Origin of the sequence: Thalassobius sp. Cn5-15, from assembly GCF_022347685.1 — a bacterium.
Lineage (GTDB): Bacteria > Pseudomonadota > Alphaproteobacteria > Rhodobacterales > Rhodobacteraceae > Thalassobius.
The window spans coordinates 98,171-112,379 of the sequence record NZ_JAKRGF010000002.1; the positions used below are offsets into that span (position 1 = coordinate 98,171).

14 protein-coding genes are annotated in these 14,209 nt (G+C 59.9%); 3 read left to right on the forward strand and 11 right to left on the reverse strand.

Features of this window, described 5'->3' with window-relative positions; translation table 11 throughout:
- Window positions 1-5: 5 nt before the first annotated feature.
- Window positions 6-794, reverse strand: coding sequence for a crotonase/enoyl-CoA hydratase family protein (locus tag MHM86_RS06305; protein ID WP_239197122.1), 789 nt, complete (start codon window positions 792-794; stop codon window positions 6-8).
- A 139-nt stretch (window positions 795-933) separates the two neighbouring features.
- Here MHM86_RS06305 and MHM86_RS06310 point away from each other — a divergent pair, with 139 nt between their 5' ends.
- On the forward strand, window positions 934-2,040 hold the full coding sequence (locus MHM86_RS06310) for a pyridoxal phosphate-dependent aminotransferase (protein ID WP_239197124.1): 1,107 nt from the start codon (window positions 934-936) through the stop codon (window positions 2,038-2,040).
- Here MHM86_RS06310 and MHM86_RS06315 read toward each other — a convergent pair.
- From MHM86_RS06315 to coxB, 10 genes are all read right to left on the reverse strand, one after another.
- Window positions 2,037-3,464 carry an FAD-binding oxidoreductase gene (locus MHM86_RS06315; RefSeq protein WP_239197126.1) on the reverse strand — a complete coding sequence of 476 codons (1,428 nt, stop codon included), beginning with the start codon at window positions 3,462-3,464 and terminating at the stop codon, window positions 2,037-2,039. The genes MHM86_RS06310 and MHM86_RS06315 overlap by 4 nt on opposite strands.
- Before the next feature lie 63 nt (window positions 3,465-3,527).
- The gene (locus MHM86_RS06320; protein ID WP_239197128.1) at window positions 3,528-4,106 is read right to left on the reverse strand and encodes a GNAT family N-acetyltransferase; all 579 of its coding nucleotides are present in this window, start codon (window positions 4,104-4,106) and stop codon (window positions 3,528-3,530) included.
- Complete coding sequence (locus MHM86_RS06325; RefSeq protein ID WP_239197130.1) at window positions 4,106-5,368, reverse strand: pitrilysin family protein; 1,263 nt, start codon at window positions 5,366-5,368, stop codon at window positions 4,106-4,108. The genes MHM86_RS06320 and MHM86_RS06325 overlap by 1 nt, the downstream gene beginning before the upstream one ends.
- Window positions 5,365-6,753, reverse strand: coding sequence for a threonine synthase (gene thrC / locus MHM86_RS06330; protein ID WP_239197132.1), 1,389 nt, complete (start codon window positions 6,751-6,753; stop codon window positions 5,365-5,367). The genes MHM86_RS06325 and thrC overlap by 4 nt, the downstream gene beginning before the upstream one ends.
- Window positions 6,754-6,767: 14 nt before the next feature.
- Entirely contained in the window at window positions 6,768-7,445 is a 678-nt protein-coding gene (locus tag MHM86_RS06335; RefSeq protein ID WP_239197134.1) for an SURF1 family protein, read from the reverse strand.
- A 225-nt stretch (window positions 7,446-7,670) separates the two neighbouring features.
- Entirely contained in the window at window positions 7,671-8,504 is an 834-nt protein-coding gene (locus MHM86_RS06340) for a cytochrome c oxidase subunit 3 (RefSeq protein ID WP_239197136.1), read from the reverse strand.
- 24 nt (window positions 8,505-8,528) lie between these two features.
- Window positions 8,529-9,116: a cytochrome c oxidase assembly protein gene (locus MHM86_RS06345; RefSeq protein ID WP_370644072.1), complete on the reverse strand. Its 588-nt coding sequence runs from the start codon at window positions 9,114-9,116 to the stop codon at window positions 8,529-8,531.
- 4 nt (window positions 9,117-9,120) lie between these two features.
- Window positions 9,121-9,294 (reverse strand): hypothetical protein, encoded by a 174-nt coding sequence (locus tag MHM86_RS06350; protein WP_239197140.1) that lies wholly within the window; start codon window positions 9,292-9,294, stop codon window positions 9,121-9,123.
- A 1-nt stretch (window position 9,295) separates the two neighbouring features.
- Window positions 9,296-10,246, reverse strand: coding sequence for a heme o synthase (gene cyoE / locus MHM86_RS06355; protein WP_239197142.1), 951 nt, complete (start codon window positions 10,244-10,246; stop codon window positions 9,296-9,298).
- A 107-nt stretch (window positions 10,247-10,353) separates the two neighbouring features.
- Complete coding sequence (gene coxB / locus MHM86_RS06360; protein ID WP_239197144.1) at window positions 10,354-11,280, reverse strand: cytochrome c oxidase subunit II; 927 nt, start codon at window positions 11,278-11,280, stop codon at window positions 10,354-10,356.
- A gap of 189 nt (window positions 11,281-11,469) precedes the next feature.
- On the opposite strand from coxB, the gene tldD reads away from it, so the two are divergent.
- On the forward strand, window positions 11,470-12,891 hold the full coding sequence (tldD, locus tag MHM86_RS06365; RefSeq protein WP_239197146.1) for a metalloprotease TldD: 1,422 nt from the start codon (window positions 11,470-11,472) through the stop codon (window positions 12,889-12,891).
- A gap of 114 nt (window positions 12,892-13,005) precedes the next feature.
- Entirely contained in the window at window positions 13,006-14,199 is a 1,194-nt protein-coding gene (gene dprA / locus MHM86_RS06370) for a DNA-processing protein DprA (protein ID WP_239197149.1), read from the forward strand.
- Window positions 14,200-14,209: the final 10 nt, after the last annotated feature.

The window sequence follows — 14,209 nt, forward strand, 5'->3', positions numbered from 1 at the left end:
AGCAGTTATTTGAACACCGGATCGCGTTTTTGCATGTTGGCGGCGATCACCTCCATCTGATGCGCTTTGCCGATCAGGTCGGTTTGTTCGCGGCTTTCCTTCAGCAGGACCGCCTCCTCATCATCAGAGGTTTCGGCGAACTCCAGCAGGCGCTTGGCGGCGCGGATGGCGCTGGGGCTTTTCAGGGCGATCTTAGCCGCCAGATCCCGTGCCGCCTGCAACGGATCATCGGACAGTTCTGTGACCAGCCCCATTTCCATCGCCTGCGGGGCCAGAATAGAATCAGCCGTGTAGGTCAGGCGGCGCAGGTGATCGGCGCGCATCAGGTGCGGGAGGGTGATCATGCCACCCATGTCGGGGACAAGACCCCATTTCATCTCCATGATCGCCAGTTTGGTATCGGGGTGTGCAATGCGGATGTCACCGCCAGACGCAATTTGCATACCACCGCCATAGCAGACCCCATGCAGCGCAAAAATCACTGGCACCGGCACCCGGCGCCAGACCAGAGAGACCTCTTGGAACGAATTGCCATTGCCGTGGGTGCGCGGCATCACCAGTCCTTCGGGGTCTTGATTGGCGAACTTGGCGAAGTTCATCACATCAAGCCCGGCACAAAACGCCGTGCCCTCACCGGACACCACAACTGCGCGGACATCGTCGTTGTCGATCAGGGCCTGACCGGCGGCAATGATGCTATCGACCATCTCCACATCCAGTGCATTCATCTTGTCGCCGCGGGTCAGGGTGACATGGGCCACATGGTTTTCGATTACAATGCTGACACGTGCCATTTTATTCTTTCCTCCACTAGTTGGGGCGACTCTGCTGCGACCAGTGCGTGAAATCCAGCCAGACGTCGGGGAAAGACAGCGGCCAAGAGGGTGGATTGCAGACTTGCCCGGTGGCAGGTGCATCGCTATCTCAGGGGGCATGACTGGACCACGCTACACCCCGCTGACCGAAAGCCTCCCCGCAACCGTGCCCTTCGTCGGCCCCGAAGCGCAGGAACGCCACATGGGCCGCGCCTTTGACGCGCGGCTGGGGGCGAATGAGAACATCTTCGGCCCGTCGCCCGCCGCCATTGCCGCAATGCAGGCTGGCGCGGGACAGATTTGGATGTATGGCGATCCCGAAAGCTATGACCTGCGTCAGGCATTGGCGGCGGATCTGGGTATTGGGGCAGAAAATATCGTGGTGGGCGAAGGGATCGATGGCCTGCTGGGCTATCTGGTGCGGCTGCTGATCGGCGCCGGTGATCCTGTGGTAACATCAGAGGGCGCCTATCCCACCTTCAACTATCATGTCGCGGGCTTTGGTGGTGCGCTGCACAAGGTGCCCTATAAGGGCGACCATGAGGACCCGCAGGCATTGATGACCAAAGCGGCAGAGGTGGGGGCGAAACTGGTCTATCTGGCGAACCCAGACAACCCGATGGGCACATGGCACAAGGGCAGCGATATCACCGCCGCGCTGGAGATGGTGCCAGAAGGGTGCCTGCTGGTCCTGGATGAGGCCTATGTGGAGTTCGCCCCCGAAGGCACCGCAGCTGAAATCGACATTCATGATCCCCGCGTCATTCGCATGCGCACCTTTTCCAAGGCTTACGGAATGGCGGGCGCACGGGTGGGATACGCACTAGGCGCGGCGGAGCTGATTACCGCGTTCAACAAAATCCGCAACCATTTCGGGATGAACCGCGCCGCGCAGGCGGGGGCGCTGGCGGCCCTTCAGGATCAGCCCTATCTGGCCGAGACCTGCGCCAAGGTTAGCGCGGCACGCGATGAGATTGCGCGGATCGCGGCAGCAAACGGGCTAAACGCCCTACCCTCTGCCACCAACTTCGTTGCCATTGATTGTGGCGCCGATGGCGGTTTCGCCAAGGCGGTACTGGACGGGCTGGTGGCGCGGGGCGTCTTCGTGCGGATGCCTTTTGTTGCGCCGCAAAACCGCTGCATCCGCGTCAGCGCCGGACGACCAGAGGATCTGGCGGTCTTCGCTGCCGCCCTGCCTGCCGCGCTGGCAGAGGCGCGCGGTTAGGCAGGTTCTCCCACGCGCAGCACGGCGCCGGGGTTCATGATCCCATGGGGGTCCAGACTGTCCTTGATCTGACGCATCAGCGCCAGCTTCACCGGATCGCCGTATTTTTCCAGATCCTCAACCTTCAGCCGCCCGATGCCATGTTCAGCACTGACGCTCCCGCCGTAGCTGGCAACCAGATCATGCACACAGGTTTTGATCGCATCGCGCAGATGGGCGTAGTCGTCCCGCGTTTTACCTTTCGTGGGAAAGACGTTGAAATGCAGGTTGCCATCACCCAAGTGCCCAAAACAGTTGATCCGCACATCTGCCAAATCGGTAAGCGCCTGCCAGCCCTCGGCGATGAATTCGGCCATACGACTGAGCGGTAGCGAGATGTCGTGACTAGAGACCGATCCGACCCGTCGATTGCCCTCGGGGATCTGTTCACGCATGTCCCACAGGGCGCGGCGTTGCTGTTCGCTCTGCGCAATCACGCCGTCACTGACGAGGTCCTGCTCAGCAGCATCGGCAAACAGCGTTTCCAAAGCGCCTGCCGGATCAAGACCTCGGGCAAGGCCCACGTCAATCAACACGCACCATTCGGGGAAATCCTCAAATGGCAGGCGCAGGTCCGGCAGATGTTCGGCGATAAACGCCATCCCCTGACGGTGGATCAACTCAAACGCGGAAACCCCTTCGCCCATATGACTGCGCGCCAGTGACAGCAACTTAAGCGCCGCCGCAGGCGACGGCACCACCATCACCGCTGTGCCCTGCTCTGCAGGAATAGGTGCCAGTTTCAGCGCGGCAGCGGTGATCACGCCCAATGTTCCCTCAGAGCCGACCATCAGGTTGCGCAGATCATAGCCGGTGTTGTCCTTGCGCAAGCGGCTGAGGCCGTTCCAGATCCGGCCGTCTGCCAGCACCACCTCCAGCCCCAGCACCAGATCGCGGGTATTGCCGTAGCGCAGCACGTTCACCCCGCCCGCGTTCGTCGCCAGACAACCACCGATACGGGCAGACCCCTTGGCTGCGATGGACATGGGGAACAGACGGTCGTGATCTGCGGCGATCGCATGGATGTCTTCGAGGATCGCGCCCGCCTCAACCACCAAGACGTTTTCATCCGAATAGCACGCCCGCACCGCGGTCATGCGTTCCAGTGACAACAGGATGGGGGCCGCGCCCTCAGGTTTGATCTGCCCGCCGACCAGTCCTGTGCCCCCGCCATAGGGCACCACAGGCACATGGGCGTCGTGGGCCGCTTTGAGGATGATTGAGACCTGCTCAACGCTGGCAGGTGCCAGCACCACGCCTGCCTGCCCCTGCCAGCGGCCACGGGGTTCTTCCAGATAGCTGGGGGTCGCCTCACGAAAGGTCGCGGCGGGCAGCGCAGCCCGTAAGGTCTCGACAAAAGCGGGGGTGGCAGAGTTCAAAGTCATGCAATCAGACATAGGTCGCCCGGGCGGTAAAGTCACGTCGCTGCAAGCATTAGAAAACCAGAATTACTCCGCCCGGCCACGGCGGTCCAGACGGATGTGCGCATAAAGAACATGGGTGCGCCAGCGACCGCCGATTTCCAGATAGCTTTGCGCCACGCCTTCGTATTTGAAGCCGCATTTTTCCAGCAGATCGCGCGACGGTTTATTTTCCGGCAGGCATGCCGCCTCGATCCGGCTGAGATCCATACGATGAAAGGCGTGGTAGACGACAGAATCAATCGCTTCGCGCATATAACCCTGACGGGCGTGGCGTTCGCCGATCCAATAGCCCAGCGTGCCCGATTGCGCAGGGCCGCGCCGGATATGATCCAGCGTAATTGCGCCCAGCAGTTCGTCATCGTCGCGCCGCAAGATGAACAGCGGCAGCGCGGTCTCATTCTTGACCGCGCGGTTGGCCCAATAAACCCGATTTGCAAAGGACTTGCGCGCCAGATGGTCCGGCGCCCAAGCAGGTTCCCACGGTGTTAAAAATGCCTCGGACTCGCGACGCAAAGCGGTCCATGACTGAAAGTCGCCATGTTGCGGCAGACGCAGGGTCAGCCGCTCGGTCTCAACCCGAACCTGCTTTTTACCGCCGAACATCACGAATTGCGCCTCTCCTGCATCGCCTCCAGTGTCGGAGCCTGCTCTACAGGTCCGTAGAGCGCAAGCGCCGCGGGGGCTGAAACGGCCATTTTCTCTGCAAAATCCGTCACATCGCCGAGCGAGACCGCGTCAATCTTTTGCACCACCTCCTGCACGCCGGGCACACGGCCCCAGATCTGGATCATTCGCGCCAGACGTTCGGCACGGTTTGACGGGCTTTCCAGTCCCATCAACATGCCTGCCTTCATCTGGGCGCGGGCGCGGGCGACCTCTTCCTCGCCCATGTCATCGGCGGCGCGTTTCATCTCGTCCAGCGTGACGTTGGCCAGTTCCGCCAGCTGATCGCCAGAGGTGCCTGCGTAAAACGTCATCATGCCGCTATCCGCATAGGCACCCGCCTGGGCAAAGATCGTATAGCAGAGGCCGCGTTTTTCCCGTACCTCTTGGAACAGACGCGAAGACATACCCCCGCCCATCACCGCCGCGTAAATCTGTGCTGCATGGATGTTATCACTGCGATAATCAGGGCTTTCCAGACCCATTGCGAAATGGGCCTGTTCCAGATCCTTCACCTGACGGTGTTCGCCGCCAAGGTATTTGGCTGGCTCATAAGCACTGCTGGTAATCGCGGGCAGATGGCCAAACAGCTCCTCGGCCGCGTTGACCAGCGCATCATGATCCACCGCACCGGCAGCGGCCAGTATCATTTGCCCCGGTCCGTAGCGTTCACCGACAAACTGCGCCAGATCATCGCGGCTAAAACTGCTTACCCGTTCCGACGGGCCCAAAATAGTGCGACCCAATGCCTGATCGGGATAGGCCTGTTCCTGCAACCAATCGAAAATCACATCGTCGGGCGTGTCCAGCGACTGCCCGATTTCCTGTAGGATCACGCCGCGCTCCACCTCAATCTCATGAGGATCGAAGATCGGGTTCAGCACGATATCGGACAGCACATCCAGTGCCAGCGGCACATCGTCCTGCAAAACGCGCGCATAATAGGCGGTCGCCTCGCGCGAAGTGTAGGCGTTCAGGTAGCCGCCCACATCCTCGATCGCTTCAGCGATTTGCAACGCATTGCGCGTCTTGGTGCCCTTGAACGCCATATGCTCAAGGAAGTGCGCAATCCCGTTCTGTTCGGGGCGTTCATGACGACCGCCTGCCAGAACCCATATCCCGATAGAGGCCGATTGCAACCCCGGCATCAGTTCCGACACGACCCGGAACCCGTTGGACAAAGTGTGCAGTTTCACAGTCACTGAGCGATACGCTCCTTGACCAGCGCCTCCAGCGCGGCAAGGTCGTTGCCGATGCGGGTCACACGTTCGTCACGCTCAAACAAATCCGCCATACGGGCGGGCAGCGCCGGATGCTGGCCGCTGGCGGCCTCCACAGCAGCGGGGAATTTCGCCGGATGCGCGGTGGCCAAAGTGATCATCGGCACCGATGCGTCGCGTTTTTCCTCGGCCACTTTCACGCCGATGGCGCTGTGCGGGCATAGCAATTCGCCAGTGGTCTCAAAGAAGGTTCTGATCGTTGCCGAGGTCTCCTCCTCGGAACAATTGCCGCTGTCAAACAACGCCTGTAGCTTCTGCAGGGCGCCTTGCGACACGCTGAAGCCGTCCGCTTTCAGTTCATCCATCAACTGGCTGACCGCCGCGCCATCCTGATCGTACGCATAGTAAAGCGCCCGTTCGAAGTTCGAGGACACCTGAATGTCCATCGACGGGCTGATCGACGGCTCCACCCCATCAGGGCGATATTCCCCGGTGCTGAGACAGCGGTGCAGAATGTCGTTTTGGTTGGTCGCCACCACCAGACGATCAATCGGCAGGCCCATCTGCTTGGCGATATAGCCTGCAAAGATGTCACCGAAGTTGCCAGTCGGCACGGTAAAGCTGACCTTACGGTGCGGTGCGCCAAGGCTGACGGCAGAGGTGAAGTAATAGACCACCTGCGCCAATACGCGGGCAAAGTTGATCGAGTTCACACCGGCCAGACGTACGCCATCGCGGAAGTCGAAATCGTTGAACATGTCCTTAATGCGGGCCTGACAGTCATCAAAATGACCATCCACCGCCAGCGCATGTACATTGCTGTCCGCTGGCGTGGTCATCTGACGGCGCTGCACCTCAGACACGCGGCCGTGCGGGTAGAGAATGAACAGGTCCACCGCGTCGAGACCTTTAAAAGCCTCCATCGCCGCCGATCCGGTGTCGCCAGAGGTGGCGCCTGCGATGGTCACGCGGCTGCCAGAGCGTTTGAGCGAGGCCTGAAACATCTGGCCGATCAGCTGCATGGCGAAATCTTTGAACGCCAGCGTGGGTCCATGGAACAGTTCCAGCAGAAAATGATTGTCGCCCAGCTGCACCATCGGGGCGCGGGCGGCGTGGCCGAAACCAGCGTAGGCTTTGGCGATGATCTCTTTAAACTCGTCATCCGCAAAGGTATCGCCGATGTAGGGTTTCATCACCCGGAACGCCACCTCTTCATAGGGCAAGCCAGACAGCGCTGCGATTTCATCCGCGCTCATGGTCGGGATGGTTTCGGGCAGATACAGGCCACCGTCACGGGCCAGCCCGGTCAGCATCGCTTCTTCAAAATTCAGGACGGGCGCCTTGCCCCGGGTCGAAACATATTTCACGGCTCAGATCCCTTTCAGAGGTTGCGTGCGGATTTGTACATGCGCCACAGGAAAAGGCCAAGCATCAGCAGCCAAACGGCCGCCAGCCCATACCAAGTAACGACATATTCCAGATGATCGTTAGGAATGCCCTCAGTGCCAACACCCAGCGGCGTCACCTGTGGGTCAACGAAAGATGTGCTGCGTGCAATCACCAGCACCGGGTCAGCCTGCAGATGCGCGGCCAGAACCGACACCTCGCGGGCAAACCAGATATTATCACTCAGATCATTGTCGGGCGTGTATTTATCACGCTCTTCGGGCCAGTGCAGGTTGCCGGTCACAGTGACGACCCCCGCTGGCAGATCAGGCTGTGTGTCGGCCACGCGGATAAACCCACGATCCACCATGATGCGCCCCGCATCCGTGTCCAGCGCAGTGATCAGGCGATAGCCTGCGCCCATCTTCTTGTGGCTGACCAGCACGCGGACCGTGTCGCCCACAAAAGTTCCACGCACCGAAACCGGCAGAAACCTGTGCTGCACCGGATCAGGTGCAGCAGGGACCGCCACGGGGGCTGCATCAATCAACGATGCCACCTCGGCCAGATAGGCTTCTTTCTCGCCCATACGGCGCATCTGCCAATTGCCCAGACTGACCAGAATGCCAAAGCAGACCAGACCAAGGATCAAGGTGACAGCGAACCGGATCATAAGGGCAAGAACGTCCTTTCAACGCAGTGCCCAGCAGTGGGCAGCTTGCGCCTGTTTTTGCCAATCACAGCCTGATTTACAACTGCATTCGCGACGCTCTGCGACAAATTCCTTTTAATGATCCTCAAATACGCCATTCCCCCTGCAATCACACCGTACCCTATCCAAGTAAAAGCCCCCCGCAGTCACCTGCGAGGGGCTAAAACCATTCAGCTGTAACGCGGCTTAGCCGGCCCAAATGTAAACTGCGGCAAACAGGAACAGCCACACAACATCAACGAAGTGCCAATACCATGCAGCCGCTTCAAAACCGACGTGACGCTCAGGGGTGAAGTGCCCCTTCATGCCGCGCAGCATGCAGACGAACAGGAAGATGGTGCCGACGACAACGTGGAACCCGTGGAAACCGGTCGCCATGAAGAAGTTGGCGCCATAGATGTTGCCTGCAAAACCAAAGGAGGCGTGGGTGTATTCGTAAGCCTGGAAGCCGGTGAAGATCAGGCCCAGCACAACCGCGATCGCCAGACCCATAACGAAATCCTTGCGGTTGTTTTCATGCGCCAGCGCGTGGTGCGCCCAAGTGGCCGCGAAGCCCGAGCACAGCAGGATCAGCGTATTGATCAGCGGCAGATGCCAGGGGTCAAAGGTTTCAATCCCAACGGGGGGCCAAACACCGTCCACTGCGGGGCTTTCGGGACCCATCGGGTACATTGCGTGCTTGAAGAAGCTCCAGAACCATGCGGCAAAGAACATCACTTCGGACATTACAAACAGAATGAAACCGTAGCGCAGGCCGATGGCAACAACAGGGGTGTGATCGCCGGTCTGTGCTTCGTGCACCACCTCGGCCCACCAGCCGAAAGAAACGTACAGAACACCGACGAAGCCGATGAGGAACATCCACGGGCCGTTCAGCACAACGTTGCCGCCGAACATCGGCACGTCGCCCGACATCCAGACAACTGCGCCGTATAGCATGACAAAAGCAAAGAGCGAGGCCAGAAGAGGCCACAGCGACGGGGGCAGAATGTGATAATCGTGATTTTTAGCGTGCGCCATTTCTTTTCCCTCGTTGGAAGGCTTTTAGTTTAGGTTTGTTTTCTTGCCCGTCGCAAGCGCCGCTTCTTGCTGCGCTTCCTCCTCGGGCAAGTCGATTTCATAGAAAGTGTAGGACAGCGTGATCTGGTGAAGGTATTTACCCTCACTGTCCTCGACGATTTCGGGATCCACAAAGAAGGTCACGGGCATCTGTACCCGTTCCCCCGGTTGCAGCACCTGTTCGGTGAAGCAGAAGCAGTCGATCTTGGTAAAATAGCCACCCGCCGCGTAAGGCGCGACGTTATAGGTCGACTGGCCTGCGATGGGTTTGTCGGTAGGGTTATAGGCCTCGTAGAAGGCCAGACCGGTTTCGCCGATACGTACCTCCATCTCACGCTGCACGGGCTTAAACTCCCACGGCATATCGCGTTCCTTGGAGGCGTCAAAGCGCACCTTAATTGTTTTATCAAGGATCTGGTCCGCGCCCTGTTCAGACACCAGCGTGGTGCCGCCAAAGCCGGTCACCCGACAGAACCAGTCGTAAAACGGCACCGAGGCCCAGGCCAGCGCGCCCATGGTCAGCACCACGCCAACCAATTTCACCACGGTTTTACTCTTGGCGTCCATTGCCACAGCTTTAACCCTCACCCTGTGTTACGTTGGTGATCGTTGCCTCAAGGCCGCCGCTGGTGATTTTCACCATGGTCAGTCCAAAAACGATGGCAATAAAGGCGGCCAGCGTCAGGCCGACACCAATATTGCGACTGGAGCGGCGCTTGTGCAACTCGTGTTCGACGTTTTCAAAACCCATTTTACCAGCCTCCCAGACCGTAGGGGCGCAACGCCGCTTCGGCCAGAATCGCACCGAAGTGCAGGAACAGATAGAGCAGCGACAGGCCGAAAAACGACTTCTCGACACGGTAGGTATCCGCCTCGGCAGCCTCTTCGGGACGACGCCAGATTTTTACCGCACCCCACAGGAACATCGCGTTCAGGACGACGGCGGTTGTCATGTAGATCGGCCCACCGATCGCGGTCAGGCCAGTGCCGATCGCCAGAGGCGCCAGCAGGATGGTGTAGACGAGGATATGCGCGCGGGTCACTTTACGGCCGTGTGTTACGGTCAGCATCGGCACGCCTGCCTCTTTGTAGTCAGACTTCATGAACAGCGCCAGCGCCCAGAAATGCGGCGGCGTCCACATGAAAATCAGCAGGAACATCAACACGGATTCGGCGCTGACACCGCCGGTCGCAACGGCCCAGCCAATCATCGGAGGAAAAGCACCCGCCGCACCACCAATAACGATGTTCTGCGGGGTCCAGCGTTTCAGCCACATGGTGTAGATGACTGCGTAAAAGAAGATGGTGAAGGCCAGAAGACCCGCAGCAAACCAATTCGCTGCCAGCCCCAGCATGATCACCGCCATGCCCGACAGCGCCAGGCCGATGGCCATCGCTTCGCGCGGTTGCACCTTGCCCGACGGGATCGGACGTGAGGTGGTGCGTTTCATCACCGCATCAATATCGGCGTCCCACCACATGTTCAGCGCGCCAGAGGCACCGCCGCCCACTGCAATGAACAGAACTGCACAGAAGGCAATGAACGGATGCACCGACACCGGCGCCGCGATCAGGCCAACGAGGGCTGTGAACACCACCAGCGACATCACACGCGGTTTCAGCAGAGCGAAGTAATCGCCAAACTGTGCTTCGCCCGGATGGGTGTTGTTATTTACGGAGGTATCGAAACTTGCGTCAGTCATTCTTTGCCTTCCAAATCTGCGCGTCATACGCAGGGGAATGGTGGGGTCAGCCAACGGCCCGCCCTTTCACCGGCGGGCCGTTGAGATCAGGCATCAGCCCTTCGGGATCAGTTCGCGGCGGCGACCTGATAGCCGGGCAGTGTGGTGATATCGCCAGCGTATTCGTCAATCGCGCCTTTCAGCCACTCTTGGTAGGCCTCTTCGCTGACGACTTTGACGGTGATCGGCATGTAGGCGTGGTCTTTACCGCACAGTTCAGAACACTGGCCAAAGTAGATGCCTTCCTGTTCGGCTTTAAACCACAGCTGGGCGATACGTCCAGGGACAGCGTCCTGTTTCACACCAAAGGCGGGGATGGTCCATGAGTGGATCACGTCAGCGCCAGTCACATCCATGACCACAACCTTGTTGACCGGAACCACGACCTGCGTGTCGGTGGCCAGCAGGAACTCGTCCTCATTATACCCAGCGTCCACCAGCTTGGCGCGCATCGCGTCGTCCAGAACATAGGGGGACACATCAGCATCTGCCGCGCGCGTATCAGAATCCAGCGTTGCAGGCTGGCCGATCATGTATTGATCAAAGGCAAATTCGTGATCGGTGTATTCATACCCCCAGTACCACTGGTAACCGGTCACCTTGATGTGCACGTCACCTGCGGGGATTTCCTGCTGTTTAAACAGGACCGGAAGGCTGAAGGCGCCAATGATCACCAGGATAAAGATCGGTACGATGGTCCAAGCAATTTCAATCCCGGTGTTGTGGGTGAAGGTTGCCGGCGTTGGGTTTGCCTTACGGTTGTGGCGCACGATGATGTAGGCCACCAGACCAACCACAAACAGGGTGATCAGGGTAATAATCCACAGCAGAAGGCCGTCCAGCCACTGAAGGTCACGGGCCAGTTCGGTGGCCGCAGGCTGAAAGTTTAGGCCTTTGGGGGTCGGCTTGCCAATAGTTTCGACGGCTTCCTGGGCAATGGCCGGAGCCGCAATGGCGGTTGCTGTTGCGGCCAGAAGGCTAGTGTTAAGTCGCATATGTCACCCTGATCGGTTGAGCTGTTCTTCGTTTTTTGCCGCCTTAGATATCTGAGGCAGCGGAATCTCGTTGTTTTGCCGAGGATACAAAGCATATTCTAGCTTACGTAACAATAATCCCGACGCGGCAAACGGTCGCTTTTTTGATTTAGATCAAATTCGCCCTCTGGGAAAGACAGGAAAACACTTATGAGCGATGCACCTTTTCGCCCCTTTGATACCGCTCTTGATCAGGGGGCAGCCCTCTCAGTTTTGCAGGAGGCAACGCAGGGCGCTGATGATGGTGAGCTGTTTCTGGAACGCCGCCGCGCTGAGGCACTGGTGTTTGATGACGGCCGGCTGAAGAACGCCTCTTACGACGCTTCCGAAGGATTCGGTCTGCGCGCGGTACGCGGAGAGGTCACCGGCTACGCCCATTCCACTGAGTTGAGCGAAGCCTCACTGCGCCGCGCCGCCCAAACCGCCCGGTTGGCGGTCGGTGCAGGCGGCGGCACGCTGGCCGATGCACCGCAGGCAACGAACACCCGCCTTTATACTGATGAGGATCCCATTGCAGGCGCCTCTTTCCCGGTCAAGGTGGACACGTTGCGCGACATCGATGCCTTCGCCCGCGATCTGGACCCGCGTGTGGTACAGGTTTCGGCCACTATTGCTGCATCTCTGCAAGAGGTAGAGATTTTACGCCCCGATGGCACCCATCTGCGCGACGTACGCCCAATGACACGGGTCAATGTTTCTGTGATCGTAGAACAGAATGGCCGCCGTGAAAGCGGATCGGCAGGGGGCGGCGGTCGCGTCGGCCTTGATGGGCTGATCGCGCCAGCAGACTGGCAGGCCAAAACCCGCGAGGCGCTGCGCGTGGCGGTGGTCAATCTGGACGCCGAACCTGCACCCGCGGGTGTGATGGATGTGGTTCTGGGGCCGGGTTGGCCCGGTATTTTGCTGCACGAAGCGATTGGTCACGGCCTTGAGGGCGACTTCAACCGCAAAGGATCGTCTGCCTTTGCTGGGCTGATGGGCCAGCGCATTGCCGCGCCGGGCGTGACCGTTCTGGACGACGGCACCATTCCCGACCGTCGCGGATCAATCAGTTTTGATGATGAAGGCACACCGTCTGGCAAGAACGTCTTGATTGAGGATGGCATTCTGGTCGGTTACATGCAGGACCGCCAAAACGCCCGTCTGATGGGCGTAAAACCCACCGGCAACGGGCGGCGCGAAAGCTACGCCCACGCGCCGATGCCGCGGATGACCAACACCTATATGTTAGGTGGCGATGCCACGCCCGGCGATATTGTGGCCGATCTGAAGGATGGCATCTACGCCGTTGGCTTCGGCGGCGGTCAGGTGGACATCACCAATGGTAAGTTCGTCTTTTCCTGCACGGAGGCGTACCGCGTTCAAAACGGCAAGGTCGGCGCGCCAGTGAAAGGCGCGACCTTGATCGGTGATGGCGCCACCGCGCTGAAACAGATCCGCGCCCTTGGCAACGATATGGCGCTGGATCCGGGAATGGGTAATTGCGGCAAGCAAGGCCAATGGGTGCCGGTTGGCGTCGGCCAGCCAACCGTGATGATCGGTGGCCTCACCGTTGGCGGCTCGGCGACCTGAGGGACCATCGGCGCCGCATAATCGTCACGCGGCGCCGAAGTCTTCGCAGGGTTCACCCTCTGTTAACCAGACTCAGCCTAAGACTCATCGGGCTAGCCTGGCGGAGCCCTGTAAATGATACCTATGTCCCCTTCCAACCACTCCCCACCCCTACCCGCCTCGGAAGTGGACAGGGTCGCATGGCTCCGCCTTATTCGGTCCTATCGGGTAGGACCAACGACCTTCTACAGGCTGATGGCCACACATGGGTCGGCGCAGGCGGCACTGGACGCGCTGCCAGAGGTGGCTGCAAAGGCGGGGGTGAAGGATTACGCGCCTTATGACCCTGACCGTGCGCTGGCAGAACTGCGCGCGGGTCATGCAATCGGTGCGCGGATGCTGTGTCACGGCGCACCCGATTATCCCGCTGAACTGGCCGAAATCCCCGATGCGCCCCCTGTCCTCTGGGCGTTGGGACGGCTGGATCTGCTGTCACAGCCCAAGGTGGGGCTGGTGGGGGCGCGCAATGCCTCATCGCTTGGCACCCGCATGGCGCGGCATCTGGCGGCAGATCTGGGGCAGGCGGGACAGGTGGTGGTATCCGGCCTTGCCCGTGGCATCGATGCAGCAGCGCACCGCGCAGCGATAGATACTGGCACTATCGCCGTTCTGGCAGGCGGCGCGGACATCATATATCCGGCGGAAAACACACCTCTATATTCTGCCATATGCGAGCAGGGCCTGATCCTGTCCGAACGCCCCTTTGGCCTACAGCCCAAGGCACGTGATTTCCCCCGCCGTAACCGCATTATCTCTGGCCTCAGCCGCGCATTGGTGGTGGTGGAGGCGGCCTATCGATCTGGCAGTTTGATCACCGCCCGCACCGCGCTGGATCAAGGGCGAGAGGTACTCTCGGTCCCCGGCCATCCGCTGGATGCCCGCGCCGGCGGCTGCAACGCACTGATCCGCGACGGCGCGCGGCTGGTGCGCAGCGGCGCCGACGTGCTGGAGGCGCTACCGCCGCCTGTGACCCAAGAGGCAACGGCGACACAAACGACACTGGATCTCAACGAACAGCCCGCACAACCGTCACAACCGGCCACTGAAAAACGCGGCCTGCGCGATACAGCTGCGCTGCACCAGCAGATTCTGTCGCGCCTCAGCCCCACCCCTGTGGCGGAGGATCAGCTGATCCGCGACGTCGGCGCCTCTGCCCGTCATGTCGCACCAATACTGACAGACCTGGAAATGACCGGGCGGATCAAACGCCAACCGGGCGGCTTGCTGTCACGGATGCCAGATCAGGGACCGGATCAGGGAACGTCCTGACCACGCCATC